Here is an 18,867-nt window from a genome sequence, read left to right as displayed (position 1 = left end):
GATTCTTCTCATTGCGTTCTCTGCGTACACTCCGCGTACTTTGCGTAACAGCTTTTCTGGTTCTGCATGTTCATTCATCTTCACGTACATTCTTCCCTCTCCCCCAACTGGGGGGTGCTCTCGCCGGAGGCGCTCTGCGCGGAGGCGGTGCGGCTGGGGTTCGATACGCTCGCCCTCACCGACCGCAACGGGCTCTACGGAGTGCCGCGATTCCTCGACGCGGCACGTGAGGCGGGCATCTCTCCCATCATCGGCACGGAGGCGGTAACGGAGCAAAACCGCGCGGTGCTGCTGGCGGCGGACCAGGAGGGGTACGCCAACATCTCGCGCCTGCTCTCGGACCTGCACTGCGACACGTCGTTCGACCTCTGCCACGCGCTCACCCGCTACCGGCACGGGGTGATCGTCGTGAGCGATGATCGGCGCCTGCTTTCGACGCTGAAGCGGGTTTCGGCGGAGAGGCTTTTCGTGGAGCTGTCGCCGGGACACGACATGCACCGGGCACTGGCAACGGCGCGAGAACTGAAGCTGCCGGCGGTGGCAACTTCGCGCGCGCTCCTGCGTGCGGGGCGCTTGGGCCAAGACTCCGGTGCTGCCGACGCCCTCACCCCGGCCCTCTCCCAGGGGGAGAGGGGAAATGGGAACGAAGCGAGCCTACTCTGTATGGGAAAGAGCGGGAAGGGGACTGGCTCCGCAGGTGCCTGTCCCCCTCACTCCAATGCTGCCGAGGCCAACGCCATAGCCCAAGGGGGAAAGGGGACAGGCACCTGGCGGAGCCAGTCCCCTCTGGGCGACTTCCACTTACACCGGGTGCTGCGGGCCATTCACCTCAACACCAAACTGTCACGGTTGACGCCGGAAGTGACGGCTTGCCAGTCGGACGCCCTCTACGCTCCGGCGCAGATGGCGGAGTTCTTCCCGCACTGCCCGGAGGCGCTGGAGAACTCGCTGCGCATAGCTGCCATGTGCCGCAGGGAGTGGGACTTCTCCCGCACCATCTTTCCGGCCTTCCGCGGGCTGGGCAACGACGATGCCTTCACGACGCTCAACCGCCGCGCGCGCGAGGGGGCACTCTGGCGCTACGGCAGCATCGCCGCCAACGTGGAGGCGCGCCTGCAGAAGGAACTCTCCATCATCCGCGACAAGGGGTTCGCGCATTACTTCCTGGTGGTGGAGGAGATCACCCGGCAGTCGCAGCGCACCTGCGGCCGGGGGAGCGCGGCGGCGTCGCTGGTCGCCTACTGCCTCGGCATCACCCACGTCGATCCCATCCGCCACAACCTCTTCTTCGAACGCTTCCTCAACGAGGGACGCAGCGACCCGCCCGACATCGACGTGGATTTCCCTTGGGACGAACGCGACGCCATCCTCGACTTCGCTTTCGCCCGCTACGGCGCCGCGCGCGCGGCGATGGTGGCGAACCAGGTCGGCTTCAAGGGGAGATCGGCCCTGCGCGAGGTGGCCAAGGTGTACGGGCTGCCGGACTTCGAGATCAAGGAGATGACGGATCGGATCTCGGGGTTCTGGCGCGCTGAACAGAGTGCCGCGGCGATGTCGGGGCACCCGCTGTTCCAGGGAGAGACGCTGTCACCGGACTGGCAGGAGATCGTCGCCACGGCGCGCCACCTGAACGGCCAGTTGCGCCACCTGTCGCTGCATTGCGGCGGGCTGGTCATCGTCCCGGACGAGATCCGCCGCTACGTCCCGGTGGAGATTTCGCACAAGGGGCTGCCGCTGATCCAGTGGGAAAAGGACCAGGCCGAAGACGCCGGACTGGTCAAGATCGACATCCTGGGCAACCGGTCCCTTGCGGTGATCCGGGACGCGATGGCGGCGGTGAAGGAGCAGAAGGGAATAGAGATCGACTACGCGAGCTGGCGCCCGCTGGAGGACGAGAGGACGCAGAGCCTGATGCGCCGCGGGCTCACCATCGGCTGTTTTTACCTGGAATCGCCCTCGGTGCGACTGCTGTTGAGGAAAATCTGGAGTTCGACGGCGCCGCGGGAGACCTTCGATATCGACCTCTTCGAGGTGCTGGTGCAGGCATCGTCGATCATCCGGCCGGCGGCGAACAGCTTCATCCAGGAATACGTGGCCCGCATGCAGGGCAAGCAATGGACGCACCTGCACCCGCTCTTGGAACCAGTTCTCGGGGAGACGCTGGGCATCGCCATCTACCAGGAGCAGATCACCCAGATCGCCATGGAACTGGCCGGTTTCTCGGCAAGCGAAGGGGACCAGCTCAGGAAGGTGATCACCAAGAAGCACCGCGGCAAAAGGCTGGAGGACTTCCACGCCAAGTTTGTCGCAGGGGGAAAGGAGCGGGGCGTCACCGGGCCGGTGCTGGATGCGATCTGGGACCAGATCCTCTCCTTCGCCGGTTATTCCTTCTGCAAGCCGCATTCGGCAAGCTACGCCCTCCTGAGCGCCAAGGTGGCCTACATGAAGGCGAACCACCCGGCGCAGTTCATCGCCGCCGTCATCTCCAACCAGGGTGGCTACTACTCGCCGTTCGCCTACATCTCGGAGGGGCGCAGGCTGGGGCTCACCATCCTGCCGCCGGACATCAACGAGAGCGACTACCACTACACCGGTTTGGAGAAGACGCTGCGCATCGGACTGATGCAGATCGACGGGCTGACCCGCGAGGGGGCGCAGCGGCTCATCAAGGAGCGCCGCGAGCGCGGCCCCTTCACGTCGTTCACGGAGTTCCTGCGCCGGGCCAACGTGCAGCGGGCGGATGCGGAGCGGGTGGTGAAAGCGGGATGCTTCGACGCACTGGAAGGGGAACAAAGGCGGCCGGCACTGTTGTGGGAACTGCTCCATTTTCAGCAGCAGGCGACGGCCCTGCTTTTCGAGCAGAAAACCGAGCTCCCCACGCCACCGCCCTACGATACGGAAACGGTATTGAGGCAGGAGGTGGAGGCGCTCGGCTTTCTCGCCTCGCGGCACCCGCTCGCCCTGTACAAGGCGCAGTGGCAGCGGCACCGCCCCATCAAGGCATCGGAGTTGATCAAGCACTCGGGGCAGTGGGTGACCATGGTGGGATGGTGGATCACCACGAAGACGGTGGAGGACAAGCACGGCCGCCCCATGGAATTCGTCTCTTTCGAGGACGTGACCGCGATCTTCGACGCCACATTTTTCCCGGACGTTTATGCGCGCTTTTGCCGGAAGCTCTCGCAGCGCCGCCCCTACCTTTTGAAGGGTGTAGTGGAGGTGGAGTTCGGCGTGGCGACGCTCAGGGTGAAATGGGTCGGTTTTCTGGACGGCTGAAGGAGCTGCTATTCGGAGGCGGCGCGTCGGGATCCTGCAGGTCGGCAACGCCAGCCGCGGCCTCCCCGGTCAGCAGCGGAAGGTAGACGTTGAGGGTGGTGCCCACGCCGGGGGTGCTGTCGATCTCGACGTACCCCTCGTGCTGCTTCACGATGCCGTAGACGATGGCAAGCCCGAGTCCGCTTCCCTTGCCCACTTCCTTGGTGGTGAAGAACGGTTCCAGCACGTGTGCCTTGGTCGCCTCGTCGATGCCGGTGCCGGTGTCGGTGACGGAGATGACAGCGTAGCTGCCCGGCCTCCCATACCCCCTCTGGTCGATCCACTCCTCGTTCATGTCCATCAGGCTGGTACAGATGGTGAGGGTCCCCCCGTCCGGCATTGCGTCGCGGGCGTTGTTCACAAGATTAGTGATCACCTGGTCGATTTGTCCCGAGTCCGCCACGACGGCCAGTTTCCCCGGACAAAGCTCGATGCGCAGCGTGACCTTCGAGGTCACCAACCGGCTCACCAGCTTGCGCAGGTTGGCGATGACCTGGTTCAGGTTGACCGGTTGGGGATGGTTGACCTGCTTGCGACTGAAGGCGAGCAGCCCCTGGGTCAGCGAGGCAGCCCGGTCCGCGGCGCTCAGCACCTGTTCCAGGTACTCCTGGGCCGGGTCATCCCTTTTCAGCTTCATCTGCGCCAGGGCGACGAAGCCCATCATGCCGGTAAGCAGGTTGTTGAAGTCGTGTGCGATGCCTCCGGCCAGGACCCCGACCGATTCCATCTTCTGCGACTGCCGGATCTGCTCCGACATGCGCCGCTGCCGCTCCAGGTGGATGGCGTTACGCAGGCTCATGCCGATGACCGGTGCGATGCCGGTCAAAAGGCTCAGGTCGCTCTGCATCAGCGGACGCTGCGACTTCTTGTTGTCCACCGCCAGGATCCCGAGCACTTCGCCGTCACAGGCGATGGGGCAACAGATGAAGGAACGGGCCTCCAGTTCCTGGGAGAAGACGAGGCTGCGCGGCGTGTGCAGGTACGCCACCTCGGCGAAATCGCTCACGAACCTGATCTGGTTATCACGGAAACAGGTGACGAAGACGCCCTGGGCGTCGGGTGAGGTGAGGTCGAAGGAGGCGTTGAGGAGCGCGTCCCGTTGGGCGTCGGTATAGCCGTAGCCGGTGCTGAACGTAAGGCGGGACTTCCTGGCATCGGCCAGCATGATGACGCAGCGGTCATAGCCGAGCCGCTTTTCGATCACCTTGGTAACGTTTTTGAGCACGTCGGTGATCCCGCTTTGCTTGCTGAGGGCTTGACCGACCTCGTTGACCATGCGGGCGTTGTTGTAGTTGACGCCCATCTGCGCCACGATGCGCTCGGTCGATTCCTCCACCTGGGCCAGGGCGGTGACGATCTCCCGCGTTTCCATCCGCTGTGCCAGGTAAGAGCTCCCCAAGGCGAGGAAGCCGACTGCGGTGAGGAATGTCAACGGGTGCCCCACCTGCCCGAAGTGCAGCAACAGTGCATAGACGATGAGGGCGAGGGGGACCAGGCGGTTTCTGAGGCTGCGCACCTTGGCGTACAGGGTCTTTTGCCAGGAAACGATGTAGCGGCAGCACTCGCCCCCCTGGAAGATGCACTCGTCGTGCTCGATCTCGGGGGGGTGGTAGTTGAACAGCATCACCACGGCCTCGAACATGCCGATGCGGTTTTCGCACTGGTAGGGCTGTTCCTCGACCCCATCGTGCGGCACGAAGGTAATCTCTACGCGGTTATCGGCCAGTTTCGTCGCAGTGTAAGTCCCGGACCTACTGAAGTTCCTTGCACATTTACCGATGGCGAGCAGCGTGTTGGCCGGGCCGATCAGCCCCAGCGTGTACTTCATCATCATGCCGTGGGCGGCGGCCGACGCCGCGTAGCGTCCCCCTTCCCTGGCGATGTCCGCCCCCACCAGTTGGGTCATCCGGGTGTGGAACCGATCCACTTGGCGCTGGGTGAGCCAGTGTCCCTCGTCGCTCAGATCATACGGAGTTATCTCGGCGTAGCGCAGCAGTTCCGGCACGTCGACGTGCGGATACTTCTTCTGCAGGAGGCTCACGAAGATGCTGATGATCTTGCTGTTGTAGAGTGGCTGCTCTTCCATCGTCAAGGGAAACTCCGACGTCGTATGCGACACAAGGGACGGCCTCGCTGCAGAAAAGGCCATTGTGCACATATCGGATAAATCGGCGGATGCTTTAGGGAAAGTCTCTATTACCGTTGCATGTTGGTTTCCCATCTTGGCCCCCTTCTGCGAAAGAGGGGGACTGGCTCCGCCAGGTGCCTGTCCCCTTAGTGCTTGAGGAAGGTGGCTGAGCTGAAAGGGGCGTTCCGCTAGAGGGACAGGCACCTTACGGAGCCAGTCCCTTCTGCCGCGAGAGTCCGGCATAAAAAAAGGCCCGGCTCCCTCACGGGGCCGGGCCTTTTTGCTTTTATTCGGGTCGGGTACTAGTCGACCGACTTCCTCAGGAAGGTCGGGATGTCGTACTGATCCTCGTCGTCCATCAGGAAGCTGCGCTGCTGCCTGGTGGCTTCACGCTCCTGCTTGGCGCGGATGTAGGTCGGGATCTCGCGGTTCACTTCAGGCTGCGGCTTGACCAGGGTGCTCACGTTCTTGATCTCGTGACGCCCTTTCTCGAGGTCGAAACGGTCGCCAAAGCCGGTGGCGATGGCGGTGACCTTGATGGTCTCACCAAGGTTCTCGTCGATGACGAGACCGACGATGATGTTGGCGTCCTCGTGCACCTTCTCGTGGATCACCTTGCTGGCGGCATCGAACTCGTCCATGGTCATGGAGGAGGAACCGGAGATGTTGACCAGGACGCCCTTGGCGCCGGAGATGTCGATGTCTTCCAGCAGCGGGCTGGAGATGGCTTTCAGAGCTGCGTCGACGGCACGGTTCTCACCGTTGCCCAGACCGATACCCATCATGGCCATGCCGCGCTCGCTCATGATCGACTTCACGTCGGCGAAGTCGACGTTGATCAGGCCGGACTGGGTGATCAGGTCGGAGATGCCCTGCACCGCCTGGCGCAGCACGTCGTCGGACGGCTTGAAGGCGTCCAGGATGGACATGGACTTGCCGGCGAGGCCCAAGAGCCTGTCGTTGGGGATCACGATCAGGGAGTCGACGTGCTTCTTGAGTTCCTTGATGCCGTCCTCACCCTTGGCCAGGCGCTGACGCCCTTCGCGGGTGAACGGCTTGGTGACCACGCCCACGGTGAGCGCGCCCTGCTCGCGGGCGATCTCGGCGATGATCGGAGCAGCACCGGTGCCGGTGCCGCCGCCCATGCCGGCGGCTACGAAGATCATGTCGGCACCCTTCAGTGCCTCGACGACCTTGTCCCTATCCTCGAGGGCGGCGTCGCGGCCCACGTTGGGGTTCGCGCCTGCGCCGAGACCCTTGGTAAGCTGGGTTCCGATCTGTATCTTGACCGGCGCCTTGGACATCCTGAGCGCCTGTGCATCAGTATTGGCAACGATGAAATCGACCCCTGCGATGCCCACAGCCATCATGGTGTTGACCGCGTTCCCGCCGGAACCACCAACGCCTATCACCTTTATCTTCGCAGTCTGGTCGATGCTTTCATCGAAATGAAACATGAACTACCCCCCTTATTATCGCGCCCCCCGGCGGCGGCAAAAATATTAGCCGGTTTTATACTACGTTTGCCCCGATAATGGAAGCCCTAAAACACTATATCTTGTGTTTTTTTAGAAGAACTCGCCAAACCAATCCTTCATCCTGCGGCTCACCCGACGGAAGACGGTTTCGTCACTTTGCTGGGTCGGGAACTCGTGCACGCCGACGTTCTTGGAGCCGTACACCACCAGGCCCACGCCGGTTGCGTAAACCGGCGAATTCACGACATCGGTGAGGCCGCCGATGCGCTGCGGCAGGCCGCGGCGTACCGGGAGGTTGAAGATCTGCTCGGCCAGTTCCGGCATACCTTCCAGGATGGTGGAGCCACCGGTGATGACCACGCCCGAGGCGATCATGTCCTCGAGGCCGCTCTTCACGATCTCGCGGTTGACCAGGGTGAAGATCTCCTCGACGCGCGGCTCGAGGATTTCGCACAGGAGCTGGCGGGAGAGAATGCGCGGCTTGCGGCCGCCGACGCTGGGGACCTCGATGGTCTCGTCTTTGCCGACCAGGGAGGAGAGGCAGCAGCCGTACTTCTGCTTGATGCGCTCGGCTTCGGCCATGGGGGTGCGGAGGCCGACGGCGATGTCGTTGGTGAGATGGTTGCCGCCCAGGGAAAGCACGGAGGTGTGCTTGATGGCGCCGTCCACGAAGATGGCGATGTCGGTGGTGCCGCCGCCGATGTCCACCAGCGCCACGCCCAGTTCCTTCTCGTCGGCGGAGAGCACGGCCTCGGAGGATGAAAGCTGCTCGAGGACGATGTCGGCAACCTCCAGCCCGGCGCGGTTGCAGGACTTGACGATGTTCTGGGCGCTGGCGACGGCGCCGGTGACGATGTGCACCTTGGCCTCCAGCCTGACACCGCTCATGCCAAGAGGCTCGCGGATGCCGTCCTGGTCGTCGATGATGAATTCCTGGGGGAGGATGTGGATCACTTCGCGGTCCATCGGGATGGCAATGGCCTTGGCGGCCTCGATGACACGCTTCACGTCCTCGGGGGAAACCTCGCGGTTCTTGATGGCGATGACACCCTGGGAGTTGAAGCCCTTGATGTGCCCGCCCGCGATGCCCGCGTAGACCGACTTGATCTCGCAGCCGGCCATCAGCTCGGCCTCCTCGATCGCCTTCTTGATCGCGGATACGGTGCTCTCGATGTTGATCACGACACCTTTTCTGAGCCCCTTGGACGGGCTGGTACCGATACCGACGATGTCGATACCGTCCTCGGTAACGTTGCCGACGATGGCGCAGATCTTGGTTGTGCCTATATCAAGGCCGACGATCAGGTTATCCCTTCTGGTTGCGGACATACTCCCCCCTTTTCCTACACTTTTTTCACTATGATTTTGTCGATGTAATCGAGGTCTATGTAATCCAATGCATGCATCTGCGGTTGGAGGTCGCGGTAGATGTTGGACAGGCGCGCCAGTTTCTGACTGAAGTCGCCGTTACCCAGTTTCACCGGAACGCCCCCCTGCATCGTGAACAGGGTGAAGCCGTACCCCTTGCTGTAATGAATCTCCGAAATATCCGCCAGGCTGAACACGCTCCCGGACTTCAGGGTGCCGATCAGTTGCAGCGCGCTCTTCAGCGCTTCCTGGGACCCCTTCGGATCCTGGGTCAGGTCCTCCTCGGTGATGCCGGTGATGAGCGGGAAGTCGAGCCGGTCCCCCTCGGAGAGCGACTTGAACAGCACTCCCTTTTCGTCCAGGTAGTAGAGGCAGCCAACGTTGGCCACCGCCTGCGGGGTCCTTTCCGAAGCGGTGATGGAAAGGGTGTGCGGGAAGTAGCGGCGCACCTGTACCTGCTCCAGCCAGGGATCCTTGGAGAGTCGTGCCATGATGGTCTTCAGGTCGAGTCCCAGCATGGAATCGCCGGGGCGGACGCCGGCGAGGGTGATGATCTCGTCCCTGGAGACCTTCTTCAGCGGCGACACCTCGATCGTTTCCAGACGGAGCAGCGTGGTGCGCGAGACGAGGTGGTACGCCTTCCAGCCGCCGAAACCGGCGACGGCGCAGATGGCGGTGGCGCCTATCCCCCGGGAAAGCCACTTGAGGATGGGGCCCCAGTTGATGGGCTTACGCTCCTTGGGCGGCTTCTTGACCCTATTGTGGGGCACCCTCTGTTTTTTGGCGTGTAAATCGCGCATGGCAGTTACCGTCTAGATTGAATTTCAATGCAATTAAATAGCATCCGGCGATACATCTAGGTTGAGGTTAGGGTTGAGGTTGAGAGACCGTCTTAACCTCAACCTTAACCTGTCTTTCAGATCTTCAGCGATGCGGCAGAGATGATGCGCACCACCAACTGGTCGAAATCTATGTCCGAGCCGCGGGCGATCTCCGGCAGCAGGCTCAGATCGGTCATGCCCGGCAGGGTGTTGACCTCAAGGAGGTAGCACTCGCCGGCCTCGTTGACAAGGAAGTCGACGCGGCTGTAGCAGTCACAGCCAAGGGCGGCGTGGGCCTTCTCGCCTTCCTTCAACACCGCCTGGTACACGTTCTCCGGCAGGCGCGCCGGGAGGATGTGCTCGGCGCCGCCATCGGTGTACTTCGCCTCGTAATCATAGAATTCGTTTTTCGGCACGATCTCGATAGCGCCCATGGCACGGCCGTCGAGGATGCCCACCTGGACTTCCTTGCCGCTAATGAACGCTTCGACCAGGATCTCCGAGTCGTAACGGAAGGCATCCTCGAGCGCCTTTGCCATCTGGCCGGGCTCTTTCACGATGCTGACGCCGACCGAGGAACCTTCCTTCGAGGGCTTCACCACCACCGGCAGGGGGTTCTCAAGCTTCAGTTCCTCGCCACGGCGCAGCACCTGGTAGGGCGCAAGCCTCAAGCCTGCGGCGGCGAACATCACCTTGGCAGCGACCTTGTCGATGGCCAGCGCCGAGGCAAGCACGCCGGAACCGGTATAGGGGATCGCCATCAACTCAAGGAGACCTTGAACGGACCCGTCTTCTCCGAAGCGGCCGTGAAGGGCGATGAAGGCCAGCTCCACCTTCTCCTCGGCCAGACGCTGGGCCAGGTCGCGGCCGACGTCGATGCCGACAGCGTTAAAACCCTGGCGCTGCAGGGAGGCGAGCACGGCCTTGCCGCTGTTCAGGGACACCTCGCGCTCGGCGGAAAGCCCCCCCATCAGCACGGCAATCTTCTTGGTTTTCAGGTCAGCTACAGTCATCGTGTTACGTCCTCTTCTTTTTGTTTCCTTCGTCCGGCTTGTTCCCCTCTCTAGGGGGGGCCGTAACTCCTCCCCCCGGAGGGGGGAGGTCGGGTGGGGGGAAAGCTTATAACTTCCCCCTCCCTAACCCTCCCCCTCCGGGGGAGGGAACTTTTCGTGTCCCCCTCTCCCTCTGGGAGAGGGGCGGGGTGAGGGTAACTGCGGCGGAATAGATACCTCTGAGCTACCCTTCGCCGACTATCCTTACTTCTTCCTCAAGCTCGACGCCGCTATGCTCCTTCACCCGCGCCTTGATCAGCTCGGCGAGGGCCAGGAAGTCGGCGGCCAGCGCGCCACCCTTGTTGACCAGGAAGTTGGTGTGCACCTCGGAGACCTGGGCTCCACCGATCATCCAGCCGCGCAGCCCGGCCTGGTCTATCAACCGCCAGGCGCTCTCGCCGGCGGGATTCTTGAAGAAGGAACCCGCGTTGGGGAAGCCGACCCGCTGGCCGCCGCGCTTGGCGATGTACTCCTGGATGTTCTCCTCGATGAGACGGCGCTCGACCGGCTCCAGTCTCAGCCGCGCCCCGAGGATTATCTCGCCCGGCTCCAGCTTCAGGAAGCGGTAGCCGTACTGCAACTCGTCCCGTTTGCGGACCAGCACCCCGCTCTCCCGCAGCGTGGTCAGCAACTCGACCCGCTGCATGGTCTCGCCGCCGTGGGCGCCCGCATTCATGGTCAGCGCACCGCCGAAACTTCCCGGGATGGCGCTCAAGAATTCGATCCCTCCCAGGCACTGTTGCGCCGCGTAGCGGGTGAGGGCCTGGTTGGTAACCCCGGCGCCGACCTCGAGTCGCGCGCCCGGCAACGGCTCCAGGTTGTCGAATCCTTTCAGTGAGACCACGCATCCCCTGATGCCGCCGTCGCGGACCAGGAGGTTATAGCCGCCTCCGATGACCAGGCAGGGGATGCCTGCCGACCGGAGCCGCCCCAGGGCTTGCTCCAGGTCATCGAGGTCCGCCGGTTCCAGGTAGAGATCCGCCGGTCCGCCTACCCTGAGCGAGGTGTGCCGGGACATCGGTTCGTCCCACCGGACGGTTCCTTTCGTCCCTTGCGCTACCTGCTCCAGATCGGCGCGGGACCAGGTCACTTTTCCCCCGCCGCCTTCAGGCGCTCCAGCATGGTCTCACCCACCTGCCAGACGTTGCCGGCGCCGAGGGTGAGCAGGATGTCGCCCGGTACCAGCACCCGCTCCAGGTGCTCGCAAAGCTTGTCGCGTTCCGGGATCCAGGTGACGTCCTTCTGGCCGTGCCTTCTCACCCGTGCCGCCAGCGACTCGGCGGTGATTCCCTCGATGGGGGCCTCGCCGGCCGCGTAGATGTCGGTGAGGATCAGGACGTCCGCGTCGTGGAACGCCTTGACGAAGTCCTCGAAGAGTTCCTTGGTGCGCGAGTAGCGGTGCGGCTGGAACACGACCACCAGGCGGTTTTCGGCGAAGCCGGACTTGGCCGCGGCCAGGGTCGCCTTGATCTCGGTCGGGTGGTGGCCGTAGTCGTCGACGACCATGATGCCGTTCACCTCCCCTTTCAGGGAGAATCGGCGCCCGACGCCGCCGAAGGCCTTGAAGCCTTCCTGGATGGTCTCAAACGGAATGTCCAGTTCCATGGCGACCGCGATGGCGGCCAGGGCATTGAGCACGTTGTGTGCGCCGGGCATGGAGAAGGTGATCTCGCCCAGTCTGACACCTTTGTGGTGTGCCACGAAGCTGGTGGAGAAGCCGGACAGGCGCACGTCGGTGGCGCGGAAGTCCGCCTGGGCCGACAGGCCGTAGCTGGTGAAGCGCTTCTTCACCCGCGGCAGGATGTCGGCGATATTGCCGTTATCCAGACAGAGCACGGCCAAGCCGTAGAAAGGCACCTTGTTGATGAACTCGACGAAGGTGTCCTTGATCTCCTCGATGCCGCTGTAGAAGTCGAGGTGGTCGGCGTCGATGTTGGTGACCACGGCGATGGTCGGGGAGAGGAGCAGGAACGAGCCGTCGGACTCATCCGCCTCGGCCACCAGGAACTGCCCCTGCCCGAGACGCGCATTGGTGCCCAGAGAGTTGAGCCTGCCGCCAATGACCATGGTCGGGTCGATGCCACCTTTGGCCAGGAGCGTCGCCACCATGGAAGTGGTGGTGGTCTTGCCGTGGGTGCCGGCGACCGCGACGCCGTACTTCATGCGCATCAGCTCGGCCAGCATCTCGGCACGCGGGATCACCGGGATCAGCTTCAGGTGCGCCTCTATCACCTCGGGGTTGTCTTCGTGCACGGCGCTGGAGATGACCACCACGTCCGCCTGGGCCACGTTCTCGGCGGCGTGGCCGATGAAGATCTCGCCCCCCAGGGTTTCCAGGCGCTGGGTGGTGTCCGAACTCCTGAGGTCGGAGCCCGAGACCTTGTACCCCAGGTTCAGCAGCACCTCCGCGATCCCGCTCATGCCGATGCCGCCGATGCCGACGAAATGTATCCGCTCTATCTTTCCGTACACTTAAAACTCCTTAAAGGCCGTTCAACGTTCAACGTTCGCCCAATTACTTTGCTTCGTTCGGCAGTCCGGTGACTGCTACTTCAAAATCCGATCACTGCAGGTGGTGCCGTACCAGTGGAACGCCCGGAGCGACGTTCACGTTTCAAACGTTGAACCTTGAACGTTGAACGTCTTTAGTTTTTCAAAACCATGGCCGCAACGATGGCCTGGGCGGCGTCGAGTTGGGCCAGGGACCTGGCGTTCTTCTCCAACTCGGCTACCTGCTCCGGGTGATTCATCAGGTTCAGGACCTCGGCGGCCAGATGCTCGCCGGTCAGATCTTCCTCGAGGATCATCCGCCCGGCGTCGCGCTTCACCAGCGACTCGGCGTTTTTCCTCTGGTGGTCGTCGGCCGCAAACGGATACGGGATGAAGATGCATCCCTTGCCGCAGGCGGTCACCTCGGCGATGGTGGTGGCCCCGGCCCGGCAGATCACCAGGTCGGCCGCCCCGTAGGCCGCGGACATGTTGTCGATGAAGGAGAGCACCTGCGCCTGGACACCCTGGGCCTGGTACCCCTCGCGCACCCGCGCCACGTCCTTCTCGCCGGTCTGGTGCGTGATGCGCAGTTTGTGCTTCACCTCTCCCAGGTGGGGCAGCGCCTCCAGCATGGCGCTGTTGATGCGCTGGGCACCGGCGCTGCCGCCGAAAACGAGCAGGCTGAAAGTGTCGCCCGTAGTCCTGCTGCGCTGCTCCTGGAACCCCCACAGGATTTCCTTGCGGATCGGATTGCCGGTCATCTGGGTGCTTTTCCCCGGAAAGAAGCTGGCAGCCTCCTCCATGGAGATGAAGATCCCGTCGACCACCCGGCTCAATACCTTGTTGGTGAGGCCGGGTGCGGCGTTCTGCTCGTGGATGAAGGTGCGGATGCCCATGCCGCGCGCGGCGAGGAGGATCGGGGCGGAGGCATAGCCGCCGACACCGAGCACCACGTCCGGCTTGAAGCTCTTCAGGATCTTCCTGGACTGCGAGTAGCCGTACAACAGGCGCCCGGCACTCATGAGCTTCTTGACGGTGCCCATCCCCTTCATCCCGCTGGCGGAGATCAGCTCCAGCTTATAGCCCAGCTTGGGCAACAGGCGCGCCTCGATGCCGCGCTCGGTGCCCACGAAAAGGACCTCGTTTTCCGGGCCGCGGGCCAGGAATTCCTCGGCCACCGCTATGCCGGGGAAGAGATGCCCCCCGGTGCCGCCTCCCGCGATAATCAGCCTCATGGCGTCCCCCTCATCCTGGTGGAGACGTTGAGAAGCACGCCTACCGCGCACAGCGAAATGATCAGCGAACTGCCGCCGTAGCTAAGAAACGGGAGCGCGATCCCCTTGGTGGGGAGCAGTCCCGTGACGACGGACATGTTGATGAAGGCCTCCAGCCCGAGCAGCGAGGCGATGCCGAAGGCGAGGAAGCGGCCGAAGCTGTCCTCGGCGGCGATGGCGACCCGGATGCTTCTCTGCACCAACAACAGGAACATCGAGGCGATCACGATCACCCCGATGAACCCCATCTCCTCGCCGAGCACGGAGAGGATGAAGTCGGTATGCGCTTCCGGGAGGTAGAACAATTTCTGTTTCCCTTCGCCCAGCCCCTGGCCGAAGAAACCGCCGGTCCCGAGCGCCAGCCAGGACTGGATGATCTGGAAGCCGGCATCGGTGGGATCCTGCCAGGGATCCAGGAATGCCGTGATGCGCCGCATACGGTAGGCCTTGGTGAAGACCAGGTAGCAGACGCCGGGCAAAGCGACGAGCCCCATGCCCAGGATGTACTGCACCTTGGTGCCGGCCGCGAAGAGCATGACGATGGCCACCACCAGCATGGTGAGCGCCGCCCCCATGTCGTGCTGGGCCAGGAGCACCGCGATGAACATCCCGAGGATCAGCATGTAGGGAAGGAAGCCGGAGGTGAACTGCTTCAGTTTCTCCTGCCGCTTCTCCAGGGAGTAGGCCATGTACATGATCAGCGCCACCTTGGCGAGCTCGGAGGGCTGGAAGTTGAAGCCGGGGAGCCGGATCCAGCGCGAGGCGCCCTTGGCGGTCCCGCCGATGCCGGGGACGAACACCAGCAGCAGCAGGAAGAAGGTCCCGAGGAAGAGCGGCACGGCCCACTTTTTCCAGACGTGGTAGTCGACGTGCATGGCGAGCCCCATGCCGATGAAGCCGATCAGGGCGTACAGGGACTGCCGTTTCAGGAAGAAGAAGCCGTCGTGGAACTTCTTGGCGGCCATGACGGAAGACGCGGAGTAGACCATGACCACACCGAAACAGGTGAGGATCACCGCCATCATAAGCACGATCATGTCGTACCCCTCCAGTCGCTTCACTTCCCTTCCGCCTCCTTGGCCGCGCGTACCGCCGCCTTGAAGCGCTCGGCGCGCTCCTCGTAGTTCTTGAACATGTCGAAGCTGGAACAGGCCGGCGAGAAGAGGACCACGCCGCCGGGCTGGGTCAGCTTGCGGGCGGTCTCTACCGCTTCTTCCAGGGTGTCGGCGAAGTGGGTGTCGGTAAGATCGCCCAGCGCCTGGTGCATGCGCTCGCGCGCCTCGCCGATCAGGACCAGGTGGCTGACCCGCTGCGAGACCAGTTGCGCCAGCGGCTCGTAGGAGCCACCTTTGTCCTTGCCCCCGGCGATCAGGGTGATGCCGGAGTCGAAGCTCTCCAGGGATTTCACGACGCTGCCGACGTTGGTTCCCTTGCTGTCCTCGTAGTAGGCGACGCCGTTCACTTCCTCAACGAACTCCATGCGGTGCGGCAGTCCCTTGAAATTCTTGACCGTCGCGTAGGCGCAGTCGCCGTCGCAGCGCATGAGCAGGGTGGACGCCATGCTGGCCATGATGTTGTCCAGGTTGTGCACCCCTTTAAGTTTGAAGCCGTCGGTGCCGAAGCGGAGCACCTTACCGTCGTGGGCAAAGGTGATGAAACCGTCACGGTAGCTGATCCCTTCCTCGAGTTCGTGGAAACGGCTCATGGGGAAGAGGCGCGACTTGAGCTTTGAGGCGCAGGCAGCGACCAGCGGGTCATCGATGTTCAGGACCGCGAAGTCCTCCGGGCCCTGGTTCTCGAAGATGCGCAGCTTGGCGTCGATGTACTCCTGGAAGCTGTGGTAGCGGTCCAGGTGGTCCTCGGTCAGGTTCAGGAGCACGGCAACGTGCGGGCGGAAGCTCTCGATCCCCTCCAGTTGGAAGGAAGAAAGTTCGACCACGACGCGCTCGACCCGCTCGCCGCTCATGGCGAGCTCGATGAGGGGATTACCGATGTTGCCGCCGACGAAGGTGTCGAAGCCGCATCCCTTGAAGATCTCGCCGGTCAGGGTGGTCGTGGTGGTCTTGCCGTTGGTGCCGGTGATGGCGACCATGGGGGCGTCGATGAACCAGGAGGCGAGTTCCACCTCGGAGACCACGCGGCGCTTCTGGGCCCGCGCCATCTCCAGCGGCTTGATGTCCATGGGGACGCCGGGGGAGACCACGATCAGGTCGGCCATCAGGAAGCTGTAGGGGACGTGGCGCCCGAGCTCCAGGCAGAGGTCGAGGTCGGCAAGCTCGGCGAGAACGTCCGCGAGCGCCTCGTCGTCACGCATGTCGGTGACGGTGACCAGGGCACCGCGCTCCGCCAGGAAGCGGGTCACGGCGACGCCGGTCTTGGCCAGCCCTACTACCAGTATTTTCTTGTCCTTTAATTCCATGAGACCTTCTTTATCTAGCGCATCTTCAGGGTCGAGATCGCAACCAGCGCCAGGATGATGGTGATGATCCAGAACCGGACGATGATCTTCGGTTCGGCCACCCCCTTCAATTCAAAATGATGATGGATGGGCGCCATGCGGAAGATCCGCTTGCCGCGGTACTTGTAGGAGCCCACCTGGAAAATGACCGAAAGCGCCTCCACTACGAAGACGCCACCCACGATGACCAGCAGGATCTCCTGCTTGGTGAGCACGGCCAGGGTGCCGAGCCCGCCGCCCAGCGACAGGGAGCCGACGTCTCCCATGAAGACCTCGGCGGGGTAGCTGTTGTACCAGAGAAAACCAAGCCCCGCGCCGACCATCGCCCCGCACAGGACGGCCAGTTCGCCGCCACCCGGTACGTAGGGGATCTGCAGATAGCCGGAAAGCCGAGCGTTACCTGCGATATAGCAGAACAGCATGTAGGTGGCCGCGTTGATGGCCACCGGCCCGATGGCCAGGCCGTCGAGGCCGTCGGTCAGGTTGACCGCGTTGCTCGCGCCCACGATGACGAGCGTCACGAACGGTATGAACAGGATCCCCAGTTCCGGGTGCAGCCTCTTGAAGAAGGGGAAGTACAGCTCGGTGGAGAAGCCGGGGAGGTTGTAGAGGAAGATGCCGACGCCGCCGGCCAGGATCACCTGCCAGAACATCTTCTGGCGCGGCGAGAGCCCCTTGGGGTTCTTCTCGACCACCTTCTTGTAGTCGTCGACGAAGCCGAGCACACCGTAACCGCCGATGATGAGCAGGGTGAGCCAGATGAAGACGTTCTTCAGGTCGGCCCACAACAGGGTCGGCACGATGATGCAGACCAGGATCAGCACCCCGCCCATGGTGGGGGTCCCCTGCTTCTTCAGGTGCGACTCGGGGCCGTCGGTGCGGATCACCTGGCGCGCCTGCAGCCCTTCCAGTTTCCTGACCACCCAGGGCCCCACGATGAAGGAGAGCACCAGCGCCGTGATCATGGCGTAGATGGTACGGAAGGTCAGGTATTTGAAGACGTTGAAAAGCTTGTAGTCCGAGGCGAGCGGATACAAAAGATGGTACAGCATCAGTCATGCCCCCCTTGTTTCGTGGGTGCCAGCGCCTCTTTTACCGCCGTCGCCACCTTGTCCATCTTCATGCCGCGCGATCCCTTGAAAAGGATGCAGTCGCCGGGCTGGAGCCAGGCGATCAGTTCGCGGGAAAGCTCGTCGTGGTTCGCGCCACGCACGATGCGCTCTGCGGGCAGGCCCGCCTCCAGGGCACCTTTCTCGATCTCCGCGGCCAGTTCACCCAGGAGGTAAAGCCGCTCCACGGTCGCCGCGGCCTTGTGGCCCAGTTCCCGGTGCGCTTCCTCGGTCCCCAGCCCCAGTTCCAGCATGTCGCCCAGGACCGCCGCGCACCGCGCGCCACCCGCCACGTCCTTCAGGGTGGTCAGGGCAGCCGCCATGGAAGCGGGGTTGGCGTTGTAGCTGTCGTCGATGAGGGTGACGCCGGCCACGTCCTCGAGCTGGAAGCGCTTGTCGTAGGGGGTGAATTCCTCGAGCCCCTGGCGGATCACCGGGGCGGGAACGCCCAATGCGTGCGCCGCGGCCGCCGCAGCCAGCGCGTTGTAGATGTTGTGCCGGCCGTACGCCTTCAGCGTCACCTGCTCCTCGTCGTCGGGGAGCCGCAGTGTAAAGCTTTCCCCCTCTTTGCCGAGGCTCCTGATGGAAGCGGAGGAGACCTCCGCGCCGCGCAGGCCGAAGGTGAGCCGGGTCACGTTCAGGTGGGTCGGGCAGGCGGAGATGAGAGGATCGTCAACGTTGTAGACCGCCACCGCACCCTCCTTCAGGCGCAGGAACAGCTCCCCCTTGGCGCGCGCCACCCCCTCGACACTCCCCAGGGTCTCCAGGTGAGCCGGGAAGGCGTTGGTGATGATGCCCACCTGCGGCTCCGCGATCTCGGCCAGACGGTCGATCTCGCCGAACTCGCTCATGCCGATCTCGACCACCGCCCAACGCTCGCGCCCGGTGAGGCGGAACAGGGTGAGGGGCAGGCCGATCAGGTTGTTCAGGTTCCCCTCGGTCTTCAAGCCGGGGCCGGTCTGGGCCAGGATGCGGGCCAGCATCTCTTTCGTGGTGGTCTTGCCGTTGCTGCCGGTCACCGCCACCACCTTCAGGTCGAAGCGGCGGCGGTGCCACGCGGCCAGGTCGCCCAGGGCGCGCAGGGTGTCTTTTACCGTCACGGCGCAGGCGCCGGCCGGCACCCCGTGTGCCGCATGCCAGCTCTCGGTCATCAGGAACGCGGTTACCCCGCGACCTGCCGCCGTCTCTATGAAGTCGTGGCCGTCGAAGCGCTCTCCCACGAGCGGCACGAACAGCTCACCCGGGGCAACCTGGCGCGAGTCGGTGGATACGCCGGACACGACGGTCTGCGCCTCCCCGATCATCCTGCCGCCGGTTGCCTCGGCTATTTCTCTCAGCGTGAACATCGCCATCTAAATCCCTGTTTCCTTTATG

Annotated in this window: 13 protein-coding genes; 1 reads left to right on the top strand and 12 read right to left on the bottom strand. The window is 63.4% G+C overall.

Annotated elements, in window-relative coordinates:
• Positions 1–66 precede the first annotated feature (66 nt).
• Positions 67–3,276, top strand: a complete 3,210-nt coding sequence (locus tag JFN91_RS03190; RefSeq protein WP_199387748.1) for a DNA polymerase III subunit alpha — start codon at positions 67–69, stop codon at positions 3,274–3,276.
• Here JFN91_RS03190 and JFN91_RS03185 read toward each other — a convergent pair.
• The 12 genes from JFN91_RS03185 to JFN91_RS03130 all read right to left on the bottom strand — a co-directional run bounded on the left by JFN91_RS03185 (position 3,242) and on the right by JFN91_RS03130 (position 18,845).
• Positions 3,242–5,401: a sensor histidine kinase gene (locus tag JFN91_RS03185; protein WP_199387812.1), complete on the bottom strand. Its 2,160-nt coding sequence runs from the start codon at positions 5,399–5,401 to the stop codon at positions 3,242–3,244. The genes JFN91_RS03190 and JFN91_RS03185 overlap by 35 nt on opposite strands.
• A 344-nt stretch (positions 5,402–5,745) precedes the next feature.
• A complete protein-coding gene (gene ftsZ, locus JFN91_RS03180) occupies positions 5,746–6,900 on the bottom strand; it encodes a cell division protein FtsZ (RefSeq protein WP_199387747.1) in 1,155 nt (384 codons plus the stop codon).
• 111 nt (positions 6,901–7,011) lie between these two features.
• Complete coding sequence (gene ftsA, locus JFN91_RS03175) at positions 7,012–8,250, bottom strand: cell division protein FtsA (RefSeq protein WP_183345316.1); 1,239 nt, start codon at positions 8,248–8,250, stop codon at positions 7,012–7,014.
• 14 nt (positions 8,251–8,264) lie between these two features.
• Positions 8,265–9,089, bottom strand: a complete 825-nt coding sequence (locus JFN91_RS03170) for a cell division protein FtsQ/DivIB (protein WP_199387746.1) — start codon at positions 9,087–9,089, stop codon at positions 8,265–8,267.
• 116 nt (positions 9,090–9,205) lie between these two features.
• Positions 9,206–10,123 (bottom strand): D-alanine--D-alanine ligase, encoded by a 918-nt coding sequence (locus JFN91_RS03165; RefSeq protein WP_199387745.1) that lies wholly within the window; start codon positions 10,121–10,123, stop codon positions 9,206–9,208.
• 223 nt (positions 10,124–10,346) lie between these two features.
• Positions 10,347–11,252, bottom strand: a complete 906-nt coding sequence (murB, locus tag JFN91_RS03160) for a UDP-N-acetylmuramate dehydrogenase (RefSeq protein WP_199387744.1) — start codon at positions 11,250–11,252, stop codon at positions 10,347–10,349.
• Positions 11,249–12,634 (bottom strand): UDP-N-acetylmuramate--L-alanine ligase, encoded by a 1,386-nt coding sequence (gene murC, locus JFN91_RS03155; protein ID WP_199387743.1) that lies wholly within the window; start codon positions 12,632–12,634, stop codon positions 11,249–11,251. The genes murB and murC overlap by 4 nt, the downstream gene beginning before the upstream one ends.
• A 173-nt stretch (positions 12,635–12,807) precedes the next feature.
• Positions 12,808–13,887: an undecaprenyldiphospho-muramoylpentapeptide beta-N-acetylglucosaminyltransferase gene (murG, locus tag JFN91_RS03150; protein WP_199387742.1), complete on the bottom strand. Its 1,080-nt coding sequence runs from the start codon at positions 13,885–13,887 to the stop codon at positions 12,808–12,810.
• Positions 13,884–14,963, bottom strand: coding sequence for a putative lipid II flippase FtsW (ftsW, locus tag JFN91_RS03145; RefSeq protein WP_199387811.1), 1,080 nt, complete (start codon positions 14,961–14,963; stop codon positions 13,884–13,886). Before ftsW ends, murG begins: the two co-directional genes overlap by 4 nt.
• Positions 14,964–14,983: 20 nt before the next feature.
• Positions 14,984–16,345, bottom strand: coding sequence for a UDP-N-acetylmuramoyl-L-alanine--D-glutamate ligase (gene murD, locus JFN91_RS03140; RefSeq protein WP_199387741.1), 1,362 nt, complete (start codon positions 16,343–16,345; stop codon positions 14,984–14,986).
• A 14-nt stretch (positions 16,346–16,359) separates the two neighbouring features.
• The gene (gene mraY, locus JFN91_RS03135) at positions 16,360–17,436 is read right to left on the bottom strand and encodes a phospho-N-acetylmuramoyl-pentapeptide-transferase (protein WP_199387740.1); all 1,077 of its coding nucleotides are present in this window, start codon (positions 17,434–17,436) and stop codon (positions 16,360–16,362) included.
• Positions 17,436–18,845 (bottom strand): UDP-N-acetylmuramoyl-tripeptide--D-alanyl-D-alanine ligase, encoded by a 1,410-nt coding sequence (locus JFN91_RS03130; protein WP_199387739.1) that lies wholly within the window; start codon positions 18,843–18,845, stop codon positions 17,436–17,438. Before JFN91_RS03130 ends, mraY begins: the two co-directional genes overlap by 1 nt.
• Between the last annotated feature and the right edge of the window lie 22 nt (positions 18,846–18,867).

It is taken from the genome of Geomonas anaerohicana (genome assembly GCF_016458305.1).
Classification (GTDB): domain Bacteria; phylum Desulfobacterota; class Desulfuromonadia; order Geobacterales; family Geobacteraceae; genus Geomonas; species Geomonas anaerohicana.
The sequence above is the reverse complement of the archived record's forward strand: the minus strand, read 5'-3'. Positions and strand labels throughout refer to the sequence as shown.